The sequence below is a fragment of the Mesorhizobium sp. WSM4817 genome (assembly GCF_055811135.1).
In genome coordinates this window covers 77,935-103,717 of record NZ_JBVVQQ010000010.1, presented here as the reverse complement: position 1 = coordinate 103,717, position 25,783 = coordinate 77,935, and the positions used below count along the sequence as shown (strand labels likewise).

The 25,783-nt window shown below is 57.2% G+C and carries 28 protein-coding genes, 1 tRNA gene and 1 pseudogene; 20 read left to right on the top strand and 10 right to left on the bottom strand.

What is annotated here, in order from left to right:
* The first annotated feature begins 226 nt into the window (after positions 1 to 226).
* The 9 genes from AC0L2K_RS15880 to AC0L2K_RS15840 all read left to right on the top strand — a co-directional run bounded on the left by AC0L2K_RS15880 (position 227) and on the right by AC0L2K_RS15840 (position 9,942).
* Complete coding sequence (locus AC0L2K_RS15880; protein WP_287247571.1) at positions 227 to 790, top strand: polysaccharide biosynthesis/export family protein; 564 nt, start codon at positions 227 to 229, stop codon at positions 788 to 790.
* Positions 791 to 795: 5 nt separating this feature from the next.
* Positions 796 to 1,926, top strand: coding sequence for a glycosyltransferase family 4 protein (locus tag AC0L2K_RS15875; protein ID WP_473531763.1), 1,131 nt, complete (start codon positions 796 to 798; stop codon positions 1,924 to 1,926).
* Between the two features lie 124 nt (positions 1,927 to 2,050).
* Positions 2,051 to 3,586: an undecaprenyl-phosphate glucose phosphotransferase gene (locus tag AC0L2K_RS15870; RefSeq protein WP_023798379.1), complete on the top strand. Its 1,536-nt coding sequence runs from the start codon at positions 2,051 to 2,053 to the stop codon at positions 3,584 to 3,586.
* The gene (locus AC0L2K_RS15865; RefSeq protein WP_473531762.1) at positions 3,583 to 4,842 is read left to right on the top strand and encodes an O-antigen ligase family protein; all 1,260 of its coding nucleotides are present in this window, start codon (positions 3,583 to 3,585) and stop codon (positions 4,840 to 4,842) included. The genes AC0L2K_RS15870 and AC0L2K_RS15865 overlap by 4 nt, the downstream gene beginning before the upstream one ends.
* Positions 4,843 to 5,994: 1,152 nt before the next feature.
* Positions 5,995 to 7,233 (top strand): tyrosine-type recombinase/integrase, encoded by a 1,239-nt coding sequence (locus AC0L2K_RS15860; RefSeq protein WP_473531761.1) that lies wholly within the window; start codon positions 5,995 to 5,997, stop codon positions 7,231 to 7,233.
* 189 nt (positions 7,234 to 7,422) lie between these two features.
* The gene (locus AC0L2K_RS15855) at positions 7,423 to 7,632 is read left to right on the top strand and encodes a DNA-binding protein (RefSeq protein WP_473531760.1); all 210 of its coding nucleotides are present in this window, start codon (positions 7,423 to 7,425) and stop codon (positions 7,630 to 7,632) included.
* 146 nt (positions 7,633 to 7,778) lie between these two features.
* Positions 7,779 to 8,123, top strand: coding sequence for a hypothetical protein (locus AC0L2K_RS15850; protein WP_473531759.1), 345 nt, complete (start codon positions 7,779 to 7,781; stop codon positions 8,121 to 8,123).
* Entirely contained in the window at positions 8,110 to 9,141 is a 1,032-nt protein-coding gene (locus AC0L2K_RS15845) for a hypothetical protein (RefSeq protein WP_473531758.1), read from the top strand. The genes AC0L2K_RS15850 and AC0L2K_RS15845 overlap by 14 nt, the downstream gene beginning before the upstream one ends.
* A gap of 159 nt (positions 9,142 to 9,300) precedes the next feature.
* The gene (locus AC0L2K_RS15840; protein ID WP_473531757.1) at positions 9,301 to 9,942 is read left to right on the top strand and encodes a hypothetical protein; all 642 of its coding nucleotides are present in this window, start codon (positions 9,301 to 9,303) and stop codon (positions 9,940 to 9,942) included.
* A 187-nt stretch (positions 9,943 to 10,129) separates the two neighbouring features.
* On the opposite strand, the gene AC0L2K_RS15835 is transcribed toward AC0L2K_RS15840, so the two are convergent.
* Positions 10,130 to 10,591 carry a hypothetical protein gene (locus tag AC0L2K_RS15835; protein ID WP_473531756.1) on the bottom strand — a complete coding sequence of 154 codons (462 nt, stop codon included), beginning with the start codon at positions 10,589 to 10,591 and terminating at the stop codon, positions 10,130 to 10,132.
* Between the two features lie 130 nt (positions 10,592 to 10,721).
* Between AC0L2K_RS15835 and AC0L2K_RS15830 the strand changes: the two genes are divergently transcribed.
* From AC0L2K_RS15830 to AC0L2K_RS15815, 4 genes are all read left to right on the top strand, one after another.
* Complete coding sequence (locus AC0L2K_RS15830) at positions 10,722 to 11,468, top strand: hypothetical protein (RefSeq protein ID WP_473531755.1); 747 nt, start codon at positions 10,722 to 10,724, stop codon at positions 11,466 to 11,468.
* Positions 11,469 to 12,250: 782 nt separating this feature from the next.
* The gene (locus AC0L2K_RS15825) at positions 12,251 to 12,760 is read left to right on the top strand and encodes a hypothetical protein (protein ID WP_473531754.1); all 510 of its coding nucleotides are present in this window, start codon (positions 12,251 to 12,253) and stop codon (positions 12,758 to 12,760) included.
* Positions 12,760 to 13,371, top strand: coding sequence for a hypothetical protein (locus AC0L2K_RS15820; RefSeq protein ID WP_473531753.1), 612 nt, complete (start codon positions 12,760 to 12,762; stop codon positions 13,369 to 13,371). Before AC0L2K_RS15825 ends, AC0L2K_RS15820 begins: the two co-directional genes overlap by 1 nt.
* Positions 13,371 to 14,033, top strand: a complete 663-nt coding sequence (locus AC0L2K_RS15815) for an HK97 family phage prohead protease (RefSeq protein ID WP_473531752.1) — start codon at positions 13,371 to 13,373, stop codon at positions 14,031 to 14,033. The genes AC0L2K_RS15820 and AC0L2K_RS15815 overlap by 1 nt, the downstream gene beginning before the upstream one ends.
* Before the next feature lie 408 nt (positions 14,034 to 14,441).
* Here AC0L2K_RS15815 and AC0L2K_RS15810 read toward each other — a convergent pair whose 3' ends face one another.
* The 4 genes from AC0L2K_RS15810 to AC0L2K_RS15795 all read right to left on the bottom strand — a co-directional run bounded on the left by AC0L2K_RS15810 (position 14,442) and on the right by AC0L2K_RS15795 (position 17,046).
* Complete coding sequence (locus AC0L2K_RS15810) at positions 14,442 to 14,705, bottom strand: Rap1a/Tai family immunity protein (protein ID WP_473531824.1); 264 nt, start codon at positions 14,703 to 14,705, stop codon at positions 14,442 to 14,444.
* A gap of 330 nt (positions 14,706 to 15,035) precedes the next feature.
* The gene (locus AC0L2K_RS15805; RefSeq protein ID WP_473531751.1) at positions 15,036 to 15,650 is read right to left on the bottom strand and encodes a hypothetical protein; all 615 of its coding nucleotides are present in this window, start codon (positions 15,648 to 15,650) and stop codon (positions 15,036 to 15,038) included.
* A gap of 40 nt (positions 15,651 to 15,690) precedes the next feature.
* Positions 15,691 to 16,470 carry a hypothetical protein gene (locus tag AC0L2K_RS15800; protein ID WP_473531750.1) on the bottom strand — a complete coding sequence of 260 codons (780 nt, stop codon included), beginning with the start codon at positions 16,468 to 16,470 and terminating at the stop codon, positions 15,691 to 15,693.
* Positions 16,471 to 16,494: 24 nt separating this feature from the next.
* The gene (locus tag AC0L2K_RS15795; protein ID WP_473531749.1) at positions 16,495 to 17,046 is read right to left on the bottom strand and encodes a hypothetical protein; all 552 of its coding nucleotides are present in this window, start codon (positions 17,044 to 17,046) and stop codon (positions 16,495 to 16,497) included.
* A gap of 323 nt (positions 17,047 to 17,369) precedes the next feature.
* Here AC0L2K_RS15795 and AC0L2K_RS15790 point away from each other — a divergent pair, with 323 nt between their 5' ends.
* A complete protein-coding gene (locus tag AC0L2K_RS15790) occupies positions 17,370 to 17,948 on the top strand; it encodes a hypothetical protein (protein ID WP_473531748.1) in 579 nt (192 codons plus the stop codon).
* On the opposite strand, the gene AC0L2K_RS15785 is transcribed toward AC0L2K_RS15790, so the two are convergent.
* A complete protein-coding gene (locus tag AC0L2K_RS15785) occupies positions 17,934 to 18,668 on the bottom strand; it encodes a hypothetical protein (protein WP_473531747.1) in 735 nt (244 codons plus the stop codon). The two genes, AC0L2K_RS15790 and AC0L2K_RS15785, sit on opposite strands and share 15 nt — an antisense overlap.
* 232 nt (positions 18,669 to 18,900) lie before the next feature.
* Here AC0L2K_RS15785 and AC0L2K_RS15780 point away from each other — a divergent pair.
* The 4 genes and pseudogenes from AC0L2K_RS15780 to AC0L2K_RS15765 all read left to right on the top strand — a co-directional run bounded on the left by AC0L2K_RS15780 (position 18,901) and on the right by AC0L2K_RS15765 (position 21,416).
* Positions 18,901 to 19,459, top strand: a pseudogene (locus AC0L2K_RS15780) (head-tail connector protein).
* Positions 19,447 to 19,863, top strand: a complete 417-nt coding sequence (locus AC0L2K_RS15775) for a phage terminase small subunit P27 family (RefSeq protein ID WP_473531746.1) — start codon at positions 19,447 to 19,449, stop codon at positions 19,861 to 19,863. Before AC0L2K_RS15780 ends, AC0L2K_RS15775 begins: the two are co-directional and overlap by 13 nt.
* Positions 19,826 to 20,494 carry a terminase large subunit domain-containing protein gene (locus tag AC0L2K_RS15770; RefSeq protein ID WP_473531745.1) on the top strand — a complete coding sequence of 223 codons (669 nt, stop codon included), beginning with the start codon at positions 19,826 to 19,828 and terminating at the stop codon, positions 20,492 to 20,494. The genes AC0L2K_RS15775 and AC0L2K_RS15770 overlap by 38 nt, the downstream gene beginning before the upstream one ends.
* A complete protein-coding gene (locus AC0L2K_RS15765) occupies positions 20,448 to 21,416 on the top strand; it encodes a terminase TerL endonuclease subunit (RefSeq protein ID WP_473531823.1) in 969 nt (322 codons plus the stop codon). The genes AC0L2K_RS15770 and AC0L2K_RS15765 overlap by 47 nt, the downstream gene beginning before the upstream one ends.
* A gap of 96 nt (positions 21,417 to 21,512) precedes the next feature.
* On the opposite strand, the gene AC0L2K_RS15760 is transcribed toward AC0L2K_RS15765, so the two are convergent.
* Complete coding sequence (locus AC0L2K_RS15760) at positions 21,513 to 22,751, bottom strand: esterase/lipase family protein (protein WP_473531744.1); 1,239 nt, start codon at positions 22,749 to 22,751, stop codon at positions 21,513 to 21,515.
* A gap of 578 nt (positions 22,752 to 23,329) precedes the next feature.
* Positions 23,330 to 23,406 (bottom strand) — tRNA-Pro (locus AC0L2K_RS15755).
* 18 nt (positions 23,407 to 23,424) lie between these two features.
* On the opposite strand from AC0L2K_RS15755, the gene AC0L2K_RS15750 reads away from it, so the two are divergent.
* Both AC0L2K_RS15750 and AC0L2K_RS15745 read left to right on the top strand, forming a co-directional pair.
* On the top strand, positions 23,425 to 23,952 hold the full coding sequence (locus AC0L2K_RS15750) for a hypothetical protein (RefSeq protein WP_473531743.1): 528 nt from the start codon (positions 23,425 to 23,427) through the stop codon (positions 23,950 to 23,952).
* Between the two features lie 376 nt (positions 23,953 to 24,328).
* Positions 24,329 to 24,604 (top strand): hypothetical protein, encoded by a 276-nt coding sequence (locus AC0L2K_RS15745; RefSeq protein ID WP_473531742.1) that lies wholly within the window; start codon positions 24,329 to 24,331, stop codon positions 24,602 to 24,604.
* 53 nt (positions 24,605 to 24,657) lie between these two features.
* Here AC0L2K_RS15745 and AC0L2K_RS15740 read toward each other — a convergent pair whose 3' ends face one another.
* Positions 24,658 to 24,996 (bottom strand): hypothetical protein, encoded by a 339-nt coding sequence (locus tag AC0L2K_RS15740; protein ID WP_023798385.1) that lies wholly within the window; start codon positions 24,994 to 24,996, stop codon positions 24,658 to 24,660.
* A 151-nt stretch (positions 24,997 to 25,147) separates the two neighbouring features.
* Complete coding sequence (locus tag AC0L2K_RS15735) at positions 25,148 to 25,690, bottom strand: MerR family transcriptional regulator (protein WP_023798386.1); 543 nt, start codon at positions 25,688 to 25,690, stop codon at positions 25,148 to 25,150.
* Positions 25,691 to 25,783 lie beyond the last annotated feature (93 nt).

Sequence of the window (25,783 nt, the reverse complement as noted above, 5' to 3'; positions counted from 1 at the left end):
CGTAAACAAATATGGTAACTCAGCCGTTAATATTACGGTAAGCACCTGTCAGGTTTTACGCGCACGCGGGCAGCTAAAAGCACCGGAACCGGCCGCCTCCCGTCGGTTGCCGTCGCTTCGGCCGCCCGCCTTTACCGGCCATTAACCCTAACCGGATGATAACGGGCCTCGATCTCCAGCGTTTGCCGCGGTGTAGCGGCGGCCAGTCGAAGGTACATGTCCGGTCATGAAAAGCACTGTTCCCCTGTTCCGTGCGCTGCTCGCCGTGTCATTGCTTGCCGGTTGCTCCAGCTACCGGCCGGCGCCGGCCGCCTTTCATAAAATGCTCGATCAGCCCTATCGCCTCGGCGCCGGCGACCGGGTCCGCGTCACCGTATTCGAGCAGGAAGGATTGACCAACGTCTACAGTGTCGACCAATCCGGCTATCTGTCCATCCCGCTGGTCGGCGCCGTGCCGGCGCGCGGCCACACCGCACAGCAACTCGAAGGCGAGATCGCCGACAAACTACGCCAGGGTTATCTCCGTGATCCGGACGTTTCGGTCGAGATAGACCGCTACCGGCCGATCTTCATCATGGGCGAAGTCGGTGCTGCGGGCCAGTACTCCTATGTTCCCGGCCTGACCGTGCAAAAGGCGATTGCCATCGCCGGCGGTTTCAGCCCGCGCGCCAACCAGGGAAGCGTCGACATCACCCGCGACATCAACGGCAAGGTCATGACCGGCCGCGTTGCCACCTCCGACCCGCTTCTGCCCGGCGACACGGTCTATGTTCGCGAACGCCTGTTCTAGACCACGTGGCGGACACACTCAGGATCGTCCACTGCTTTCGCTCACCTGTCGGAGGGATTTTTCGTCACGTGCGCGACCTGACCGAGGCGCAGGTCGCCGCCGGGCATGCCGTCGGCATCGTCTGCGATTCGACGACGGGCGGCGACTTCGAGGAACATCTATTCGAACAGATGAAGGGCACAATGGCGCTCGGCATCCATCGCACGCCGATGCAGCGGCATGTCGGACCGGGCGACCTCGCCTCGGCCTGGCGGACATTTGAGATCATCAAGGAATTGCGGCCGGACGTGCTCCACGGGCACGGCGCCAAGGGTGGCGCCTATGCCCGCCTGTTCGGCTCATTGTTGCGGGCATCAAGGTCTCGCGTAGCCCGCCTTTATTCGCCGCACGGCGGCTCTCTTCACTATGACGAGACCACCGCCACGGGGAAGCTGTTCTTCGCGCTCGAGCGGTTCATGGCGCGCTTCACCGACTATCTTCTGTTTGTCTCCGACTATGAAAGGCAGACCTATCGCAGGAAGGTCGGCGAACCGCCGATCCCGAACAACCTTGTCTACAATGGACTGAGCGCCGCCGAGTTCGAGCCGGTGCGAGCCGAGCCGAATGCGGCCGATGCCCTCTATATCGGCATGATGCGCGACCTCAAGGGACCGGACATCTTCATCGATGCGCTGGTTCTTGCCGGAACGCGGCTCGGCCGCCCGGTGAATGCGGTGATGGTCGGCGACGGCGACGACCTGCCGCGCTACCATGCGCAAGTGAAGCGGCTCGGGCTCGAAGGCCATATGCGCTTCCTGCCGCCGATGCCGGCGCGAAAGGCCTTCGAGTTGGCCGAACTGGTCGTCGTGCCCTCGCGCGCGGAAGCCATGCCCTACATCGTGCTGGAGACGCTCGCCGCCGGCAAATCGATGATCACCACCGGCGTCGGCGGCATCCCGGAAATTTTTGGCGCCGGCTCCCCTGCCCTGATCCGGCCCGATCCGCGCGAGCTTGCCGACAAGATGAGCGCGGCGCTGGCCGACCCCGATGCCTATGGCAGGCTGATGCCCGATACCGCCGACCTCAAGGCGCGATTCGGCGCCGACGTGATGGCCGCCGCGATCGAGACGGCCTATTTCGCCGCGCTCAAGCGCTAACCCGAAATGGGCGCTAACCCCAAAACGGCGCTGACTTCAAAGCTTCTCCAAAACCTATTTGTTGTTTCAAGGGTTTCTTAGCTCTCTTTCGCTATTCACTTGCGTGAAGCTTTGCGGATGCATCATGAGCGACTTCGATCCCAAACGCCGCTTTTCGAAAGACGCGGTGCGCAATTTCAACGGCCCGGCCGGCGACGATAGCCCCGGCGGCATGAACGACGTCGCCCGTCAGGTGGCGTCGCAATACCGGCGCGACACCATGTCGCCGATCATGGTCAGCGGCGTCTTGCGGATGGTCGAATTCGCACTGCTGTTCCTGTCGGGCCTCTGCATCTATTTTTACTATGTCGGCTTCTTCAACCATCTCGCCTGGCAATATCCGCTGGCGATCGCCGCCGCTTCGTCGCTCGCCGTGGTGCTGCTCGATGTCACCGACTGCTACCAGATCGTCTCGTTTATGCGGCCGCTCGCCAATTTCGGCCGACTGCTGATGGTCTGGGCCGGCACCTTCGCCCTGATGGCGCTGACGGCATTCGCCGTGAAGATGTCGCAAGATTATTCGCGCCTGGTTTTCGGCACCTGGTTCGTCGTCGGCTTCATGCTGATCTTCGGCCTAAGGCTGCTGATGTCGAAGCTGATCCGGCGCTGGGCGCGCGACGGGCGCATGGAGCGCCGCGCCGTCATCGTGGGCGGCGGCACGACGGCGGAAGTCCTGATCCGCTCCGTCGAAAAGCAGCCCTACAACGACATCCGCATCTGCGGCATCTTCGACGACCGCGGCGACAAGCGCTCGCCGCCCATCGTCGCCGGCTATCCAAAACTCGGGACCGTTTCCGAGCTCATCGAGTTCGCCCGCATCGCCCGTATCGACATGCTGATCGTATCGCTGCCGCTGACCGCCGAAACGCGCGTCCTGCAGCTTTTGAAGAAGCTGTGGGTACTGCCTGTCGACATCCGGCTCTCGGCGCATTCGAACGCGCTGCAATTCCGGCCGCGCGCCTATTCCTACATCGGCTCGGTGCCGATGCTCGACATCTTCGACAGGCCGATCAACGACTGGGATTCGGTCGCCAAGCGCGCCTTCGACATCGTCTTCTCGATCATCGGCATCATCGTGTTCTCGCCGGTCATGCTGGCGACCGCGATCGCCATCAAGCTCGACAGCAAGGGACCGGTGCTGTTCCACCAGAAGCGGCATGGCTTCAACAACGAGATCATCGAGGTCTACAAGTTCCGTTCGATGTACACCGACAAGGCCGACCCGACGGCCAAGCAGACGGTGACCAGGAACGACCCGCGCGTCACCCGCGTCGGCCGCTTCATCCGCAAGACCTCGATCGACGAGTTGCCGCAGTTCTTCAATTCGCTTTTCGGTTCGCTGTCGCTGGTTGGCCCGCGCCCGCACGCCATTGCCGCCCAGTCGCACAACCTTCTCTACAATGAGGTGGTCGACGGCTATTTCGCACGCCACAAGGTCAAACCCGGCGTCACCGGCTGGGCGCAGATCAATGGCTGGCGCGGCGAGATGGATACCAACGAGAAGATCCGCATGCGGACGGAATACGACCTCTATTATATCGAGAACTGGTCGCTGCTGTTCGATCTGAGGATCCTGTTCCTGACACCGATCCGGCTGCTCAATACGGAAAATGCCTATTGAGCGCAGTCGCGCATGAACTGTCGCCGGCCGCGGTCAACGCCAAGCTGATCGCGCTGATTGCGTCGGGCGCGGTTTTCCTCGGCGTCTTCCTGTCCGGCTTCGTCATCGCCGAGCCGGCGCCATACGACCTCTATATGGTCGCGCTGATGGCGGTGTGGGCCCTGTTCGGCCTGCGCATATCGCGCGCGGCGGCGCCGCTGCTGGTGCTGCTGGTGGTCATGAACATCGGCGGCATGATCGCGATGACCCAGATGTCGGATATTGCCGGCACCCCGCTCTATCTCGCCGTGTCGCTGTTCCTGGCGCTTACCGCGGTGTTCTTCGCCTCGGTGACATCGGTCCAGCCAAATCTCTACCGGGTGATCTTCCGGGCCTATGTGATGTCGGCGGTGCTGACCTCGCTGCTCGGGATCGCCGGCTATTTCCATGCCTTCCCGGGGGCGGAGATCTTCACCAGATACGACCGCGCCACCGGCGCCTTCCAGGATCCGAACGTGTTCGGGCCGTTCCTGGTGCTGCCCGGCATCTACCTGCTCCATCTCCTGCTGACCGGCCCCGTCTCACGCATGCCGTTGCTGGCGATGCCGCTGCTGATCATCACCGCCGCGATTTTCTTCTCGTTCTCGCGCGGCGCCTGGGGCATGTTCGGCGTTTCGGCGATCCTGCTCACCGGCGCCCTGTTCCTGCAGAGCGCCAGCGGAAAATTCCGGCTGCGTGTCGTCGTCATGACCATCGCCGCCATTTCGCTGCTGGTCATCGCGATGCTCGTCATCCTGCAGCTGCCGGGCGTCTCGGAAATGTTCTCCAGCCGCGCCCAGCTGGAACAGAGCTACGATACCGCCCGCCTCGGCCGTTTCGCCCGCTATATCTTCGGTTTCCAGATGGCGCTGGAGCATCCGCTCGGCATCGGCCCGCTCGTCTTCGGCACGATTTTCGGCGAGGACACGCACAACATCTGGCTGAAAATGCTGCTGGACTATGGCTGGCTCGGCTTCGTCTCGTTCCTGACGCTGACCTGCTGGACGATGGCAGCCGGCTTCCGCATTCTCCTGCGCGACAGGCCGTGGCAGCCCTACCTTCTGTGCGCCTATGTCGCCTTCATCGGCAATATCGCGCTGGGCACCTTCATCGACATCGATCACTGGCGCCACGTCTATCTGCTGCTCGGGCTGATCTGGGGCGCGATCGCTCTCGAATATCGCCATCAGCGGCAGTTGCGGCCGGCGGCGCTGTGTTCGCCGGCGGCTGGAGCATGATGGATTTCTGGGGCAGTCTAAGTCCCTTGAAAATGGTCGGAGTCCAGCACGTGGGCGTAGCGAGTGGTGGTCTTAGCCATTGCCGTCGAATATGGCGGGAACTCGCTGCAGGGCTGGCGATGGGCATAGGCATAGCCGTCGGCATGGCGCTGGCCGGATGAACTTAGGCGAGCGTTGCGCAATCTAACGTATAGCCGGCAACGCCATCACTACGACCGCGGCAACGGCCGTATCCGGGGGCGAAACGTTGATCGTCATCTAAGCACCCCACCAACGATGGCTGCACACAGCAAAAACACGAGCGTGGCACACGCGATGAACATACCTCTTCGCGTTCGCCACCTTGGCGGCTCAGCCGGCACAAGCCTGAACCGCTGAGCATGCTCCGTTGCGATTTTCAGTAGGGCTGCAGCCGTTTCGCGCGGCGTCCACCCCTTCGCTTCCGAGGTAGTCACCAAGGCTGCAAATGCGGCTTCCAAGGCGACTTCACAGTTGACGTCCCGATCTGGGCTACCCTTTGGCAAGATGGGTGGTTGCACGGCTTGGGACATGCACACAAAGCGGCTCGCGGATGAAAGGTTCCCGCGTTTCGAGCCCTTCACTTTCGAAGGTCGGCTTCCAGGTGCGGTTCCGCTCTCGCTGCTGGCATTTGTCGTCGGGAATGAACGTGAAGAACACCGGGCGGCGGTCGCGGCCTTCGGCCTTGCATTTGAGCAGCCAAACAGCCCGACCAGATCCTGATGCATCGATCCGCGATCTGATCCGAGCCTGTCGATCAGCGCTTGGCCGCCGATCGTCGGCCCGTTCACGGCGCGATTCGGGCGGCATGGCCCCAGACTGGCACGGCCCAGAAAAGGAAAGGGCCCAGAAAGGCCCCAATTTCTCGTTTTCGCGGCTCAGCTAGTTTCCCCGGATTTCAAATAAGCCTTAGGGTTCTAAGGGCTTATTTGGTCGGAGTGGCCGGATTCGAACCGACGACCCCTTGACCCCCAGTCTTAAATACTGGCTATCAGCGCATCGCAGCCCTTGTCATTCTTTACTTTAAACGGCTGTAAAATATAGGAAATGACAGAGGCTGAAACCTGAGCCCGCTTGACTATCCCGTGCCAATAGCCTAATCGCTGGCTACATAGTGGCTACACGGAGCGGGAAATGGCTATTTTGAAGATCACGGCGGACGCGGTTTCGGATGTCATGAAATCGGCGCGACCGAACAAGACGACGTTCTATTTCGATGCCGAATTGAAGGGCTTTGGCTTCTACCGGACACCTGGCAACGTTGGGACGTTCTTCGCCGAATACCGACCAGTGGCTGGCGGCGCCAAGAAGCGATTGAAACTCGGGTCGGTCGGAACGCTTAAGGCCAACGAAGCTCGGGATGCCGCCCGCCGCACGATTGCCAGCGCAGCGCTTGGGAAAGACCTTGCGAAAGGGCGCGCCGACGAGCGGGCAAGCGGTACGGTTAAGCAGCTGGTCGCCGACTATATCCAGGGCAAGGATATGAAGGCGTCAACGCGCGACTTTTACAACATCACGCTGAAGACCCACATCGAGCCGCAGATCGGCACGACGAAAGCCGTCGCTCTAACTCGGGTCGAAGTCCAGCGGGCGCATTCTGCTATGTCGAAGAAGGCTCGCTATAGTGCAAATCGCGCAATGGCTTTGCTTTCCGCCGCCTATGTATGGGGCGCCAAGCGAGGTTATGTGCCCGAAGGAATGAATCCAGCCGCAAAGATAGATCGCAACAAGGAAGAGGCGCGCGAGCGGTTCCTGACGGCCGACGAAATGGCGCAACTGGGTGACGCCATGCGCGAGGCCGAAACGGTTGGCATTCCTCACAAGCAGTCAGACAGCAAGCACGCGCCGAAAGAGAAGAACAGAACCATCTACGGGCCGCACGTGACAGGCGCCATACGACTCTTGATGCTGACCGGCTGCCGCTTGCGAGAAGTCCTCAACTTGCGCTGGTCCGAATACGACGAGAAGCGCGGCTTGCTGCTCCTTCCGGATTCGAAGACAGGACGAAAGACCGTAGTGCTGTCTGCGGCGGCCCAAGCCGTGTTGGATGCACTTCCGCGTGTCGGCAAGTTCGTGATCGCGGGGCACTCCGCCGCTACCGAGCATGAGGCGCCCCGCGCCGATCTGAAGAAACCTTGGGTGGCCATCGCTGGCAGGGCGGGCCTTGGCGATGTGCATCTGCACGACCTGCGGCACACCTTCGCATCTGTCGGCGCAGGGGACGGCATGTCCTTGCCGATGATCGGAAAGCTGCTTGGTCACGCCGACGCCGGTACAACGCAGCGCTATGCACACTTGCACGTCGACCCGGTGCGCGCCGCAGCCGACTCCATTGCAGGCAAAATCGCCGACGCCATAGGTAGTGGCAAATAAGCGACAGTGATCTGCGGTTGTCGGAATATGCTGACACACACGGCGACGCAATGGAATAAAATCCGCGAGACTAATACATTTAGTGTTTGCAGGCAGGCTCAACGCTAGATAGAGCGACTGCCCGTTTCACACAGACACCACCGCGGGATCTACAATCCCGCGTCAACCTTTGGTCCCGCGGAGGATTCAATGTCTATCAAAATGCGAACGCCGGCTGCAGCCGCCTACATCTCGAAATCGCCGTCATGGCTGAACAAGAGCCGTATGGACGGAAGCGGCCCGGCTTTTATGCGGCTGGGCGGAAGCATCGTCTACGATTCCAGCGATCTGGATATGTGGATGACAGAGCGCCGGGTTGCCGCCAACGATAACGGCAGACAAGAACGAGCCGCAGCATGACCAAGCCCCTTTCAGAGATGACCCTATCCGAACTCGCCGCCGAATTGGCCGCCATCCGCGCCGTGCAGGCTTGGCACGGCGATTCTCGCCGTGGCGCGCCCTCCTTTTAACATTGCCTAAGAACTCTCTTCCGCAAAGGAATTGAGATGCAAATTGAAGACCTACCTGAATCCACGATTCAGCGAATGCTTGACTACACCGCAGCCTCAACAAACCTCCTACGCGTCGGCAGACACGATTTCCGGATTCCCTTCATCGTCGCAGACGAATGGGCACGTAAAGGTCACTGCATCCTCTCGACCAATCGCCTGGCGCGCGATTTCAAATCCACCCGCCGGACGATGTGTGCATCTATTCGGCGCCTGCTCGATGCCGGCGTGATCCGTGAAATCGATCGTACCAAAGACGGCCGGCCAATATTCGAGCCGTGCTTGGAACTTGGTGATGAGTGGCGTGCCGCGAAGGAGGCACGCGCGAATGACACCCACTAAGGACGTCGGGTCTCTAGACCAGTTCCAGCTTGCCCTCTACGCATCGAAGGGCGCTGAGCCGCCGTTGAATGGCACGGACATCACCGTTCTGTTGGAATTGATAGATCGCTATAAGAAGAAGGATGGCGTCACGTTCCCGTCCAGCGCTGGCCATCTGTCTCGCGAGACTGGCCGTCCTATACGCAGCGTTCAGGAGTCGCTTCGCCGGCTTCAGGATATTCATCTCGCACAGATTGTCGACCAGGGCACCGGCACCAGGGGCAACACCTATACCTTCAATTTCGAATGGGTACGTGAAGTAGCAGCCGAGATTAGATCTGAGATTGAATCGCGCGCAGCCGCACGTAAAAAGCGCAAAAAGAAAAATCCAGCTAGCAACGCTGATAATCGCGTAGCTAGCAATGAAAACCTACCTACGCGGAAATCCGCGCCACTACGAGACATTGTTACGCGGAAATTCGCGTACCTAACCGGTGTACCTACGCGGAAATCCGCACCCCAAACCTACGTGGAACCTACGGGTTCCTACGATAGGTGTGCTGGCACACCGCCGTTTGGCTACGCCACGTCGGGTGCCGCACCCCTTAGAAAAGAACATGGTTCGATCGACTTCCGAGTCTTTCCGGATGTTGAAAAGTGGGTGACGATAACCGCGGCCGAGACGGAGTTATTCGAGCCCGAAGACGGTGGCAGCGACACTGTGTTGATCGCGAAATTCATCACCGATAGCGGCATAGAGTCGGACGTCCTCATCGTGACGAACAGCGATGATGCTGAAGAGCAGGCGGACGGCCAGAAGGTTCTTGGCGCTCTACTCGAGGCTGTCGGCATAGATCAGATCAAGATTCAAAGCGCAGAGGAACTAGTGGGACGTCGCGCAAAGTTTCTGCTGCGCTATCACGACGGAGGTTTCGTTCGTGTGGTCAAGAACGCTGTAAGCGAGGACAGGAGGCAGCAGCATGAACACAGCCCGCACCATCACCATTGGCGCCGAAACGGTACAGGTACGCCGCATTAGCTGGACGGAGCTTTATCGCCTGCGGCCAGACCTGCGGCCGGCGAATGACAATGATGAGTGGAAGGGGCTAGAACCCCTTCCGGTATCCACGTCTGGGGCTACTGTAGATATTTCTCCGTGGCCCTGCTATCCTTTACAGGCCTTTCGGGGGGAAATGCCTTGGATATTCTGAGCGCCATCCAATACGTCAGCACCGGATTGACGTTGGTGGCGTTTGTAGTAGCGGTCGCATTACTCGCATACCGCGCGTCCTTAAAAAATCGAGAGAGAACCCTTCAATCTGTACGTTCGAAGGACCGTCTTGCTGTCGCAGAAACGACTGCTGAATACATTGGCGTAGACCTAAAAGACATCCCACTCAACAGAAGGGCCGATGTCGTCCTGCAACAACTGCACATCAAAGCCCAACGTCAGTGGCAAATTACGCTTTTGGCCTTTTCCCTCGCTGTGATTTTAGGGGTGGTTGCCGTGATCGCCATGCTTCAGGAAGCAAGGACTTTGCCCATTGCGGTTGGGCCCGTGAAAACACCAGAGCCGATAGAGACACCGGATGCTGCGGCCGAGACACCAAGGGCAGTCGAGCCGGTAAAAGCCAATGCCGGTGAAGTTTTTCGAGTATGCATTGGAGGAAACAGATACAACGTGGGGTGCCCGCAAGAATACACCATTCGTTTTTACTGCGCGACACGCATCGAAGATGTAGCCAAAAAGTTATGCGCCCAGGCACGTCAGGGTATTATAACGAAGGGTCAGACGAGTGGGGGCATGTGTGGTTATAGTTGGTATGAAATTATGTGCTAGTGGGGATGGGGGTATCGACGGTCTTCAAATGGCTGCATCGGCAGCACCCGGACTGGAAAAAATCGGCCTTAAACCTTACATTTAGTGTTAGATGGCGCACTCGACGCTAGATAATGCGAAAGACCGTCGCCGCGTTGGCGCCGATGAAGACCGGCCCGTCCGGAACCCGCGCCAAGGGCGCCCAAGTCTAAAACAGGGCAATTGCCGAAAGTATCAGGCCCAAAGCGGATATGGCCCCGTACAAGAGCATCCAGAAAAAATTGAGTCGAAGATGGTAAAGCCTAGGGAACTTTGCTTTTTGCTTGTCGTCAGCAGCCTGCTTTATCGTGGCTATGGGACTTCCAGGCACAAGCGCATCCAAGGCAGTACGGTAACCTCTTGCGCGCTCGGTGTGAAGATCAAATCTCTCATACTGCTTAGCAGAGAACACAACTCCGAAGAGACCAAGAATCATCAGGAAAATTGTCAGAGGAAGATCCCAAGATGTTATGGTTTTGTTGTAGGTTATTACTCCAATAACTGCGCCTGATATTGCGATCAGGGTCGAGGCCAAAACCGACCTCTGCGTTTCATGCTGTCGAGCTTGCGTGCAATTCTCCTGGTACATTTTCCACATGGTATCTCTAACTACTGTGTCGTCTTCCGACATATGAATAACTCCCGGCTCGATTACCGTGAGGTTAGCACGTTACTACTCTGAACGACAGTATTCCGCACCGCGCATTTGCGGTCCGGCATTTACCGGCTCTGCCGGTTTCTCCCATGGGGATGACCACCCAATGACCAAGACTACCCGCAAGGAAATGCTTGCTGCTGCAGACGCCATCCTGAAAGCCAACCCTGAGAAAAGCACGACAACGCGCATTCGATACCGTGGTGGCCGGCCGGCCTGGAACTGGCTACGGAAACATGACGAGCCAGGAGCTGCCTGCCTGTGGCAGATTGCTCGAGAGCGGCTGCCGCAAGCCGCAAATGACAACCTGCCAACCGAAGCTGGCCTCAACATCGACCGAAGCCGAAAGGACGGAAGGCCGAGAGGCAAGAATCCGGATCCGCGCTCATTAGATGCTTACCTGGCCTTGCCTGCCGTAAATCCGCGGCTTGGTGATCCTGAGCCAGAGCCAGCAAGAACAGGCAATTGGGATGGGGTCTCGCGCGGCATTGCTATCAAACCCCAGCGGCAGAACTTTGAGTTCCACCCGAATTGCCGCTTCAGCTTCCATCCTCCTGAGATCGCGCCAGGCGCAATCTTTCTCGGGGCAATCGGTGGCCTGGGTCGGCCTAAGCAAGGCAAGAGCCGTGGTGATGTTCGAATGGCTGCCGGAGCAGTTCCGTCTGCCCCACCCGGCTACGTTGAGACCGTTATCGAGGTAATCTTGTCGGGAGGCAACGTTGCTGACGTCGGCAAGGCTTTTGGCGCCAAGGGCGGATATGCAGACCGTCGCGGAGGCGCAGAGCTACTCGCTGCCGGCAGGTGGGCAAAGTTGGCTGCGGCGAATGATGGTCACCGGACTATCGCGGCTTAGAGGTGTTGATCTGCCCTGCTCAGTTTTTAGGGGCTGATAATGCGATAGCCGTTTCCGTCATTTCGCCATCGCTCGGTGCCTGTGCCGTCCGTGATGTCGGCCCACAGGCCGGCCTGCCGGAACTCAGCTTTCACTTCTCTGCCCTTTACGCGTACGGCGGAGAGCGAAGTACCGCCGCTCAAAGGAAGCATGGCATACGAAACTGCATCTCCATCAGGGATACAGTTCATGCTTGGCTTTTCGATGATTGTCCCAACGGTAAAACCGGTGCTGGGATCTCGCAGATTTTTAAGGGTGCTCCAACGCACCCTTACCTTTTTGCCGGTGACTGCGGCTATGCATCAGTATTCGGTACTCGAGTAGATAACGGTGCCTGCATCTTGGCGATTAAGAAGTGTGTTGACACCGATCCAGACCAACCCGCCGACCCACAGGAACGCAAAGATCACAATCGCGCGATGATCGTGCCGTACGAGCGATGAAGTCACAGCAGGCATGTTAGCTTCGTCCAGGTTACCATCGGTTTAGTCATAGCCTATAGCCGAGATGTGCCTAGAGGCCTGGTGCCAAATCGTGGCCGCAAAAACCTATAGGGCAACAGCAACGATCGGGGCGCTTCGGCGTCCCTTATGTTTTGCGGATGACGCCTCGTCATCGTCGTGCGCAACCCGCTTTCTCGGAAGTACCGCGGGCGGGACCAATTTGCCGCCTTACCGGCAATACTGCCGCCGCCTTCGGGCGTGCGGCTCTTTTCTTGACCTCTAATAATCGGATTACGAACTATGAAATCAGAACCGCGTGTTCTGGCACGGGACGTCATCGACGTCTTCGCCGAACACTTTAACCTGCCGAAGGCGTTCTGCCGGCAGGTTATCCATGCACTGAAAGTCGCCAGTCGTATCGATGCGGCCAGGCCCATTGCTCCGCCTGTGACACCCCGCGGAATTGCACGCATCGTACTCGCGCTCACTTCGCCGTCTGTGCGCCATGCAGTAGACGTGGAGCAGGCGCTGGGTGCGCTGAGCCTCGCCTATGGCGATGGCCAGCCGACCCTAGAAGACCAGCTAACCGATATTATCGAGGAATCTGTTGGCTGGCGTTATGGCGACACCAACTTCCGTGATGGTACGGTGCTAGTCGGCCCTGGCGCGAAAAGTGCGAGTGTTGATGCCGCACACTACCGCACGAAGGAACCAGCCCTCAGCGGGCTGCAGAAATTCACCGTTGTGAGAAACCAAGCGATCGCAGCGATAGCGCGAGAATTGCTCCCCGCCGCACGAGGAATTGCCTAATGAAAAAGTCCACAGACACCATCGACTTCGATAAACCGATCCCCTCCGCTGAGGACGTGTCGGCCGAACTGAAGGCGCTTCATGCCAGGCGAGACACACTGACTGCGGAGCTTTCCTCCATCCAAGAGGACGCGCGAAAGATCGTCGCGGAGATGGCAACGGAGGCCGCAACCGACAGGCGCAAGGACCAAGTCGACGCGCTAATTCGAGGAACTTCGTACGAGCCACCGGCCAATGTACGAGACGAGATTGCAAAGAACGCAAGGCGCCGAACGCTAGTTCAGGACGCGCTGCATGAGTTGGCCATTCTTATCAACGAGGAACACCGGAAGGCCTCTAGATTGGTGGTCGAGGCCTTCAAGCCTGAACAGGAAGCCCTAGCAAAGGAATTCTTCCAGCATCTTGCGGCGGCCGTCCGAGTTCACTCAATCTACGGAAATATCCAGCGGCGTCTTGAACGTGCCGGCGTCGATAGTGCTGGTTTCCGAGACTTCGGAAAGGACTTGCTTGGGAGTCCAAACGCCCGCAACGACCATGCATCGTATCATTTGAGGTACGGGGTGAAATTCGGCCATATCGATGCTGCCGATCTTCCGAAAGGTTACCTCTGATGGCCGGAGAATACTATGAAACTCGAGCGTTGGGTCGCCTTGAGCGGTATGCTGATGACGGCGCTATCCAGTACAGCGTTGGGCCGATTCTGAGCGTTGGCGGTATGCCGCGACCAGGCATTGCAACCGAAGCCAAGGCGGCGCCGGCAAAGGCGCTACAGGGCTATGTGGTCCGCTTCGGTAAACCTCACCTGTTTCAGGGTGGCATCGACGTATTCGTGAAGGGATGCTTCGACGGCTCTCTTGCCAGCAAACAGACGGTTGGCTTTTGGCTCGCACATGAGCCTGAAACCGAGATCGCGTCCACGGATGGCGATCTCGAGCTGATGGCAGATGAGACTGGCCTAGCGTTCCGGCTGAACAACCCACCGCAGGCATTCGTGACTGAGGTGGAGGCGCGAAAGTTGACCGCTATGTCGGCCGGCTATCGTGTGCTTAGCCAGGAGTACAAGACCGTCGCTGACGAACAAGTTCGCTTTATCTACGAGTGTGATCTAACGGAAATCAGCATCTGCAAGAAAGGCGCAGTAAAGCAGGCCTTCATCGACGTCATTGATACCAAGCACCGCGGCTCGCTTCGTGATGATGTCAAAGCTGGTCGAGTGTTGGCAGATGGCGCCTATGTGGGCCTGATGAGAGCGCTCGCAGCAGTACAGGAGTAGACCGGGCATCCAATGTCCACGGGTCTCTGCCTCGCCGACCGCGCGCACCAACGAACACGTTATCCCGCAGGTTTTGAGATTATTTTTTGGGCTGCCTCTCGCGCGCTTGCGCGCGCGCGAGGGAAAAACTGTAATAGCAATAGCGCTGAGTTTGGCGACCGGTACGGCAAGCAGCAGCCCCAAGGATCGGGATGGGCGGGCACCGCCCCCCCATCGCGTCTTGCCAGCTTTTCAAAACCACGTACCGTCTGGAGCTATTGCTAATACAGCTTTCGCCTCGCGCGTGAGCAAGCGCGAGGATTTCGAATTTTGCGGACGCGTTAATTTCCTTACCGCGCCGGTCCTAGGCGGAGAGGCTGCAGATCGAGATCCACCCCCTACCGGGGGTCTTGGCACAGGCGGTCGTCATTACTGACAGGGAAATGCTTCCGCCAACGCCATAATTGCTACGTTGAGCCAATCAAGATGAAGCCTTTCGGGGTGCCTTTCGATGTAAGCGGCAAACACAGTCACGAGTTGCGTGCGCGTGCCATCCTCCGGCGAGCATATATTTAAGAGTCGAGATCTGGGACCTGTCCCATATGTGATCGCTGTCTGTAGAGCGGAAAAGCCTCCCCAGCATTGTCCGCTGTTGAAGGTCAGTTCGAAGTCAACATAACCCTCTTTCGGCATTTTCGCTGACACCACTGGCCGGCAAAACGAAAGCATTTCTTGCGCGGATTGCGAACTGGCTGAAGTCGATACGGAGGCCAATGCAAGAACGCTTGCAACAAATCGGATGATCATTTTCGGTCCTTGCGGGTCAACGCATAACAATCATGACGCAAAGAACTCAACAATCACTTATCGGAAGCGGCGACTGGAAGCCCCCGCGGCGGGTGTCCAAATGTTCGCCCTAGGGGTGGGGTGGTCTGATCGCTACGACCCTTCCGGCCCCACACCGCATCGCCCCCAACACGCCCATTTTTCCAATTCAAAAGTTGAGGGGCAGGCGCCTCGGATTCACTTGCGGTTGTTCTGGTACGGATGATTCCACGGTGGAGGATACGATATCTTTTCGATAAATATTTCGTGCCAGGGCCGCAGATCAGGATTCCCGCGGGACAGTTCTGGGTGCTTCAAATTCACGGCAAATCGATGTGTTATGGCCGCGAAGAAACCAACTTTCTTTGTAAAATCGAGAATTTCGTGTCTGTAGAATTGTTTGTTCGCAAAAACATCTGGGTGCGACGCCAGATAAATGTCTCTTTTAGAGTTGAATTTCTGCTCTCCAGTATAAGAGTGAACCATAATCCAATGGACAATCTTATTCCTCGTGCTGCTGATACCCATGAGGTGCACTGATAGCGAGTCAAAGAAATTGTCATATTTATCAGCGTGAGTCAGATTGAGCAGTTGTTTCATCGTGCTCATTCTTGCCTGATTGGTCGCAAAAGACGCAAACATTGCGTAGGCTTTTTGAATCTCAGCCCCAGAAATGGCCTCGAAAATCATCGCCAGATGACTCTCAAGGCGGGCGTACTCGTTGATCGCTTCAGATCGTGCGATTGAGAATTCGTCAGTGGCCTTTTTCCGGGCTGCTATTTCCGCCTGTGGATCGATGGCAGTTTCAGTCATGTTCGTGTCACCAAGTGATTATGGCCTTCGCCAACGCATATTAGGCGGTACGGCCCTTTATTCTTTCGTAAAGCTCGTCATCATCAAAGATTCCCATGTTGTGCAGCGCACTATGCAAGTCTGCGGCGTCGATCGCCGAATCTGGCATTCCCGAATTTCCTCGGGCAAACCCGAACAGAGATGAAGCGCGCGCGTAGAGTTCAGCGGAATCCAAAAGGTAATCCTGTAGGTTGCGTTTAACTACTATACGGCCTGTTCGGCGGCGGTCGCCGATCAGTGAGCCGATGCGGGAATGTTGAATCTGAACCTTTGCGAGCAGCTCGGCCAAAGCACTCCTTTCGTCGGAGCGCGCAGCCTCCGTCATGTCCCTCAGGGCGGCTAGAGCGTCTATCGGCACTGGCGGGAGGGTTGGGACCTCAACTTCAGCAGGCAGACCTCCGTCCTCATCACATTTGCCAATCAGGTATTCCAATTGGTTCGCGCACACTTCCGCGTATTCAGAGATAGCACTTAGCGCGAAAGATAGAGTGACACGGGCCGCCGTCCGTCTGCTTTCAAGCCGCTGATTTTCTGCGATCTCTGCTTGCCTCATCTGCATGTTAAGAGCGCGCACGCCCCACCACGCCCCTGCTAAGGCAACTAAGCCTGCAATCAAGGTTTGGTAGTCGTAAAGCCAACCCCAATAAAAATAGGACGATGCCCTGCAGGCACCGTACTGCGCGACAGGCGCGCATGCTGCTCGGAAAGCCTGCCAAACTGCACTAACCACCACGAAAAGAGCGGCGGTTAACATAACCGCCCTCGAAATTTTGTTTGCCACCGTAACCCCTCCGCCCCGGAACGCTCAATCCAGCGGATGCGGATTGAAATCAGTGATGTCTGCACCTCTGAACGCAAGAGAGAATTGGATTAGGTTACAAGTCCCAAGGAACCTGTCTCGCATTTTGGAGGCGTCGTAGCCACTAAGTATGGTTATTTTATCAGGAAATCTGTTCGGGGTTTGCAGCCTTTGGCATGCATCAGCAATCGCTGGTGATATGAATGATACAGGCTTTCGCGCGTGGGCAAAGACGTTGCGCAATCTCCTAACGGTTTCAAGGTCGGCTTTGGTACTTCGCCCAAACACTCCAAATGCGTGCCCAACCTTTATTTTTGCTGAAAACGTCCCAAGCGGGGCGCCTTCCGCTTCAAAGAGTGCCTTTAACTCTTCGGCGCTAAGTTTTTGCATGCGCTGAGCAATGTGGTCTTCTAGGGATTTCTCTACGTTTGCTCCAGTTACAATCGCCAGACTGCGATCATCCAGCGACCGATGATCGATAGAAAGCACGTCTATTAGGTCCGGCGATGCCCGGCTAAGACCGGACAGGGAGCTTATCTTCTCGGATTTCTTTGCCACTCGAATCTCCAGTTAGCAACCAATAGTAATCTGCTTGCCTGCCGTCCATCGATGCGGCCTTTTCATTTTAGGAATCCACAACAATGCACGATTCAGTCACCGCCACGTTTGGCGGACGATCCCTCACGTTCAAAATTGACCGACAGGATTTGCCGCTGTTTGAGGCCTATGCCGGGCAGCCCGCGATCAACCCGAATATATCGAGCACGTACTACACACGCCGGTTGGTCTCGAGTTCGTGGACCGCGTGAACCTGGCCACGCTAGATAGACGCCTACTTTTGGGGTAGCTTTGTCGTTTGGGGCAGAGGGAGGAGCTAATCTATGCCAACGCTACCTGGTATGTATCTCGACGTTCCTGTTTACATACGGGCAGGGAACAGTTCTGGCAGTGGTTTCTTCCTCTCCCCTGGTGCTCCTTGGCTGGTCACGGCAAAGCATGTCTTATTCAACCAGGATGGAACTCTGCATCATCCGACAGCTGAATTGACCTTCTACAATAACAGTTTATCTAATCAGTTCCAGGCAGCAATTGACTTGGCCGGACTTCATGCGAAGAGGAATTTACTATCGCATAAAAATGCTGATGTTGCCGCAGTGAGGCTTGCAGACGGCCCTCTTAAAAAGTTCTTTCCTGAAGTCGTCCCCAATCATCCTGACGCATCTATTATTGGACTTGATCTCAAAAATCTGCTCACCATTGACCAAGTTGTTATTTCCAACGAGGTTTTTATATTCGGCTATCCGACGTCGATTGGCCCCGCAGTTCGCAATTCTCTCGAAATAGGAATTTCAACGACCGACCACTTCACGGCGGCCGACCGCCGCGCCAATCGCCTTGCGAGCCGTCTGGTGCGCAAGCGCTGTCAATGTGCATCCCGCCCTCCGCTACTCCGCGAGTGAACTTTGCAGAAAACTCACAACATCGAGCTGCCACTCGATGATGTCGCGCTGCAAAGTCTCTATCTGGTCCAGTGTGGGAGCACCTTCAGTATTATGCGGCGCCACACTATCTGGTTGATACGTTGGAAGGCCGATACTTTTACCTCTGTTAAGCTCAGACTTAATTTCTGAGAGAAAACTGCGAGAATCCTCGTTCTGCCATAGCCCAACTAGCGGAAGTTTATACAGGTAGAAATTCGATCGAAACCCCATATCAAAGGCTATCGCTATATCTTGCCCCTTAGTTTGTAAAATCAGAGCATTGGTGTCCTGATATGCAGCAGAGATAAATATATCGTCGGAAAAAGATTGAAAATTTAATTCTTTCACGTCGACAGGAAGGGCCAATAATTTCGCATTTGCCTCCATGATAGCCAGATGGGATTGATACTCAGCCTTGAGATTACTGTTACTACCCAAGTTCGACTCTTTATCTGTATTTATGAGCGCCACGTATCCCATCTGCTCACCAAGATGGAATGCGTACAATTGAGATCGTCTCGTTTGAATCTTTGCTTCAGAAGCTGCGTTGAAAAACTGCTCAAGCGTCGACCAGCTTTGTACGAGTCCGCTGGACCAAGCCAGCAATGCGCCACACAGAGAACAAACAAGCAGTGCGGCAGAAATTGCCGGGTGTCGCGTAATCCTGCTGAGGAAGGTGTTGCCGCTTTGTGCTGTCATTGTCCTGCCAACGTTTTAACTGCAGCTCAGACAAGAATACTACATTTCACGTGGGCCGCGGTGAAATTATCGGACATTGAAAATCCTATTTCAGGGAATTGGGGATTCAGCGGCGAATTGGACCCGGGCCGAAAGACAGGCTGTCAGCAAAACGGCGTGCGGGGACTCATTGGCCTATGCCTTCGCACTGCTGCATGCAGTGGCAACAAATCGAAAATAGGAATTTAGACCCATGGCACTAGTCATTGTTACGGCACCAGCCGACGAGCCGATGACGCTTGCGGAGCTTAAGGCACATGCCCGTGTGGACCATAACGACGACGACGCATTGCTCGAGGCCAAGGGCGTATCGGCGCGCCAGTATGTCGAGAAGCGTCTCGACCACCTACGATCTATTTCTTGATGGCTTTCCGCGCGGCCCGATACAGATTCCCAAGGGTCCTCTGCAGTCGGTGACGTCGGTCAAATACGTTGACGCCACCACCGGACTGGAGACTACGCTTGCCGTCGATGCCTACGCGGTTGACACAGCAAGCGATCCCGGTTGGATAGCCCCTGGCGATGCCGGCTGGCCGTCAACAATGGCAACCATGAACGCGGTGCGTGTTCGCTTCATTGCTGGCTACGGCGACGAAGCAGCAGACGTTCCGATGCCATTGCGGGAAGTCATCCTGCAGCTTGCCGCCCAACAATACGAGCAGCGGGAGGCCGCGCTCTACGGCGATAGGGCTACGCCAATCCCCTATGGCGTCGGAGATATCCTTTCAGAATACAGGGAATGGTCGTTCTAATGCGCGGACGGAAGGCGACAGTTACAGCACTCGACGGCGCCTTATCGAAGGTGCCAGCGGCACCTAAAGACATGCCTGTTCGTGCTGCAAGAGCATGGCGCAAGGTGCTTGGTGTCTTGGTGGAGCAGCGCAAGATTGCCGACCACGAGTTGTCCCTTGTCGATGCCTATTGCCGTGTCGTGGCGCATATCGGCGTCTGTGAGGCCGCAATAGCGGAGCTTGGTTTAACGATGATCTCGCCATCCGGTGAGACCAAGCGCAGACCGGAGACCACTCTCTTGAAGGAATACCACGCGACGCTCGCGCGTTTGGCGGACGCCCTTGGCTTGGCACCAGCTTCAAGGAGCAAGAACAAGGGAGGCGCAATTGGAAACGACGACGCCGACGATCTCGGAGACATCTAATGCGTGGATATTAGATGACTCACAACTCCCCGACCCGCGCGGTAAAGGCGAAGCGGCCGTCCGTTTCATCCGAGCGCTGCGCCACCCCAAATCAAATCTTCCGGGAAATGCTTTCCAGTTGGACGGCTGGCAGGAGCGCATCATCCGGCGAGTCTACGGCGACACCAAACCGGACGGTACCCGCCGCATCAAGACCGTCTTCGCGTTAATCCCTGGAGGTAACCGTAAGACCACGCTTGGCGCGGCTCTGGCCATGCTGCACCTTGGACCGGAGCGCATTCCGCGTAGCCAGGTCGTATCAGCGGCCGTCGACCGGGATCAATCCCGCATTGCGCTCGAGGAAATGACCGGCATCATTCGGGTGCATCCTCGCCTTGAAGAAGCGTTCCAGATTCAGGATACGAAGAACCGTATTACCCATCGGAAGAGCGGCGCATTCTATCGTGCGATGTCTGCTGACGCAGCAACGGCTCACGGCAGAACGCCCGTCTTCGCGCTCGTGGACGAGCTTCATGCATGGAAGAAGCGTGACCTTTGGGACGCGATCAAAACAGGGCTTGGTGAAGACGTCAGGCAGCTTGTTGGTGGTCACCACTACGGCAGGCATCGGCCGCGAGAACATCGCTTATGATATGTACGCATATGCGCGCCAAGTCGCGTCTGGCGCCATCGAAGACGAAGCGTTCTTGCCGATCCTGTTTGAGGCAGACAAGGACGAGGATTGGCGTGACGAGTCGGTGTGGCGCAGGGTTAACCCTGGCTTGACATCCGTGCCGCCTTATCCCGACATCGACGGCATGCGCCAGATGGTGCGCGAGGCCGAACACCGGCCAGCCGACCGTGCCATGTTCCAACAACTACATCTCAATATCTGGCAGGATGGCGCGGCTAATCCCGAATGGGATCTTGCGATTTGGGACCAGAACGACGAAGCGTATGACCTTCACTCGCTTAAGGGCAAGCGCGCATGGCTGGCCGTCGATCTTGCGAAGCGGACGGACCTTTGCGCCGTCGCTGCTTGTATCGAGCTAGACGACGGCCGCTATGCACTGCATGTCCAGTCATTTGCGCCAGAGGAAGGCATAAGGCGGCGAGCCGATAACGACAGCGCACCTTACCCACTCTGGGCGGAACAGGGCTACCTTACGGCCTGTCCTGGCGACATCGTGGACCGCGGCATTGTCGAGGATCATATCCGCTTTTTATGTGGCCTCCTCGACGTCCAAGAAGTCGCCTTTGACCAGTATCTAGCACGCGAGATTATGGAAAACCTCGACGCGGACGGCATCCCCGTTGCAGCCTTTCCGCAGACGCTCGCGAACTACACCAAGCCTGTCGATGACTTCGAACAGCTCATGCTTACTCGGCGCTTTTGCCACGGTGGCAATCCGCTGCTGCGGTGGTCTGTAAGCAATACAGTTATGATGACCGATCAGTCGGGCAACAGGCGTCCGAATAAGGCCCGTAGCGCCGATCGTATTGATCCTGCGGTTTGCTGCCATCATGTCGAGTGGTCGGGCTGTGGCTGGCGCCTCTGGCCTGTCAATGTATGAAACCGCGTCGGAAGAGGCGCTGTTCTTCTAGGAGAAAGCATCACGGAAAACTTTGCCACGGCCGAGCACGGCGTCCTTATTCTGTAGCGTCGCCCTCTACCTAGGCCCAAGCCGAAAACGTTCTTTTCGCTCCCCCACAAAGTCCGGATGATTCCAAGGTTCAGGACTAGATACCCACGTGCAAATATCCTGTATCACGTCCTCTCTCTGATATAGCGATGAATGCTGTAAAATGCCGTGATACAGGGAGGTGATGACCGATCCATTGCGCGGGTATCGCCTCTCACGAAGGAGACCGCTCTCCCACTCGAATATGAACCCGTCGTCACCGTCATCTGGGATGATGGTCATGGGTCGTGGCGAGGAGTAAGCTCGTACTAGAAAATGGTTAACTAAAGAGTCGTCCCAGTAGGCAGCGCGGCGAATTGAAGAAAGCAATAATATTGGTAAACAAATAATAGCCAACCCAACAGGTATTATAAGGCAGGACAGAATGAGCGATCGAAAAGCTAGCTGAATGAGGCCCAGCCCAGGAATGACTGAGGCCACCCCTACGTAACCGTCAAATGGGGCCAAACTCTCCGCGACCACTCCCAGCATCTCTCCAACCGACGTGATCCCGGAGACTAACCGTGCTGGAAATTCACCAAGTATATCGACAACAAAAAGCGCCGCCCTCGCTTCGTCTCCGCCAACCGTTATTGCGAAGAAGTGGTTTGGATGGCCCGCTATGGCGGCCGTTTGCTCAATGTATTCTTGCTGACGAATTTCACTCGTCGCCAAAATGCGTGTTTCAAGAACCCAACTGAACGCACCCAGCACAACTGAAAATGCTACTCCGCTGACAACCACTGGTGCCCAAAAGTTTAGTAGAACGAAATCATATTCGTCGTAGACAAATACTAATGAATAACAGAAGCCAACTATGAGACCGAATAAAAGGGCCGTGAACCAGTTGTAAAGATGAGTAGCTGGCATCAGATCTCGCTTGCGGGCCGTGATGAATGGCGTCCCTAAGGTGATCACATTAAACGCGACGGACGGAACCTGACGTACCGCGTAGGCGGCTAGGTTTCCACCGTGACTGTGGGCAATGATGGAGTGAGTGGCCAACGGATAGGTATCAGTCAGATGGCGCAGTCGTTCTGCGAGTGCCCGTCCAGCAGCCGTCCGGGCATGATTGGTGTTCTCAGCACTCCAGCCGAACGGTTCGATAATGCAGCCTTGTCCGAAGCGGGCAGCGACTGCGTCTCTAAGCTTCGTGCCCTCTTTGAGCCATGCCGCATCCTTGGCGAAAGTCCCATGAACCAGTGTCACTGTGTGCGTCACGCTCATCAAACAGAGCCCTCGTGTCCGCTGTTGGGCTTTTGGGACGTTCCCGCCAAGTTCTCGACCGCTCTGGTTCTTCACGCTGTTCGTCAACGAAAGACGACGGTTCAGCGCTTATTAGCAGGACAAGTTTCCTCCGATTTACATTCGAATTCAAAAAGAAGGGTCTGCTGTTTCCACAGATGTGGGGGTCTGGCCGAGGCGGTCTATTCGCATAGTCAAATCAGTGCGCTCAGCGCCTGCCGCCGTGGAACCTCTGCCTAGGTCGAAAGTCAGGAAAGAAACATACTCCGAAGCGCTCGGCGAGGAAATGATCTAATCAAGCGGAGGCCGTTATAATGACATCGATCGCGACACGCGGCGAGAGTTCGCAATCATTGCGCCCTGTCTCGGCCGGCGCGGTCAGGCGATGAAACGTCGTGGCGGAGGTGATTTGTCTGGCGCATGCATCGGGCTTGGCCTGACCGCACCGCACCCGAAACGAAAAGGCCTGCTTCGGCGGGAGCTTTTTGTTGTGCTGGCTACAGCATGGCTATTTTTCGTATAGCCAATTTGGGGGATGCTGGCTAAGTCGTTGTTTTATTTGGTCGGAGTGGCCGGATTCGAACCGACGACCCCTTGACCCCCAGTCAAGTGCGCTACCGGGCTGCGCTACACTCCGGACCGGTCGCGATGTATCGTGATAACGCGGTTCGGGTCAACCGAATTCGGCGGCCATCACGCCGATGCCCGGCATGGTGGATTTGAAGTTCCTGCTCTGGTGGATGTCGTCAGCATTCAGGAACTTCAAATCCAGTACACAGCTCGCTTGTTTGGCTTGATCCTCTGGCGTCGCTGCTATGAGACGGGTCTTGGATTTTCCACGGATTGTGTCAGCGCGGCTGTATCGATCAGCGCGCTTTCCGGAAGCCGGAGCGCAGAGGCTATTCGCTTGAGCTTCGACACATCGGCATTCCTGCCGTTCTCGATGTCCGCGATCTCATCGACCGACAGTCCGCACGTCAGGGACAGCTCTTCCATGCTGTATCCCCTGGTTTCTCGGATGGCCTTGAGGGCGCTGTGGTCGGGCGCAGCTTCGGTCGCCGACAGTTCGGAAAAAGCTTCGCTTGTTGCTATTTGGGGCATTTGGCAACTCCGTGGATTTAAAGAGTTTGATCAAATCAAGAAGTTGCCTGAGACGGCGCAGAGAATGCCCTCTCGATGGTGATTTGCCAAGCGCCAAAAACGCCGTCACGGCATCGTGATTCCGATCGGCGCAGCCCGGCACAGGCCTCGGCGGCACCGGCACGGGACCTTCACCCCGATCGGGGTCTTTGACTGGCCGGTCGCCGAATTGTTCGACGGTTCTGAGCCGCTCCCTGTCAAGTGGCTGTCGCTGGCCCGTCAGCCGTTTTGAGCGGGTCGAATCTCAGCGGCGGGAGCCTGAGCACGCAGAACGCGTCAGGGGGTTGCGAATTTTCTTGAACCGACGCGTGAACCTTTTGTCTCCGGGCCGCACCAATACGGCATGGACGCCACAAAGGCGGTCCCAACCCGAAGGACGCCGTCACGGCGATCCTCGATCAAGAGAAGGAAATGCTCAAATGACCAACATCTCGAACTTCAAGCGCCTGTCGATCGCCGCTGCCATCGTCGTCTCGGCCTTCGGCTCGATTTCACTGCCGGGCTCGGCCTTCGCCAACGGCACGCATCCGAGCGGCGGCGGCGCGGTTTGCAAGGGCGCGGGTCACTGCCTGGTGCTGCAGCTCGACTGCAAGGGTACTTATACGGACGCCACCGACTCCAACGGCACCGTCTACGGCAAATGCAGCCAGACCGCGCAGGCCAGCCCGAAGAACAAGCTCAAGCTCGCGCCCTGATCGACCTTTTGGTCAACGAAAATGGCGGCCGTCCGCGCCGCCATTTTCTTGGCTCAACGTGCCGATCTCGATCTCGTCCGCGACGTTTTCTGCTGGCGGCTGAGGAACAGGCTGGCGACGAGCCCGACCACAACCAGACCGACTGCGGCGGCTGTCGCGGGATGATCGCGGGCTGTCTTCTCTATCACCCTGCCATGCCTCCTGATCGCAGGCAGAGCGTCACTGAAACGCTCGGCGAGGTCCGAGTAATAGTCCGACGCGGTGTCACGCCCGTCCTCGTAATAGGCGCTGCCGCGCCTGGAAACGGCTTTCCTCAACGCCGCCAGTTCCCTGGAGAGAGCCGCGACCTGTTTTTCAAGATCGATGTCGGAGAGGGTCGAAAATGATACCATGACAGGCTTCCTTCTTTTGCGAAGGAACGCACGATCGCAAAACCGGTTCCGGTTTTTGCCGCGACCGATCGGGGCCCAGAGCGCATCGCGTCAGAAGCGATTCATGCGACCGGCGTGACGTTCTATGCAGTCGCTATCCCGGGGCCATGCGCTAGCGCACCTGATCGAGCAGGCGCTTGCATTCCAGAAGGTCGAACAGCGCCTCCTGCAGCAAAGCGCGATTGTCGCGCGAGAGTTTCGACGTGCCCGGCTGCACCGGGCCTTCTTCCTCGGTCTTGCCCAGGCCGAAAAAGCGCCGGCTGGGTTTCACCTTGGGCTCGCCGACCAGCATCTCGTCATCGGCGCCGCGCGGCTGGGCCGCCGGCGTCAACGGCACCGCATCGGCCTGCCGGCGCTGCGAGATCGCCTCGACGGCCGCCATGTCGCCATTGCCGATGGCGACCAGGAAATGATTGCCGTTCTCGCGCAACAGCTTCTGCACACCCTTGATCGTGTATCCCTGATCGTAGAGCATGTGGCGGATGCCCTTGATCAGTTCGACATCCTGCGGCCGGTAGTAGCGGCGGCCACCGCCGCGCTTCATCGGCTTGATCTGGTTGAAGCGCGTTTCCCAAAAACGCAGCACATGCTGCGGCAGGTCGAGATCTTCTGCGACCTCGCTGATGGTGCGGAAAGCGTCGGGGCTCTTGTCCATGGGCGAAATCCTCACGCTGGAGCATGGTCCCGAAAAGTGGGAAACGGTTTTCGGCCAGGATCATGCTCAACAAAGAGTCATTCCGATCCGGCT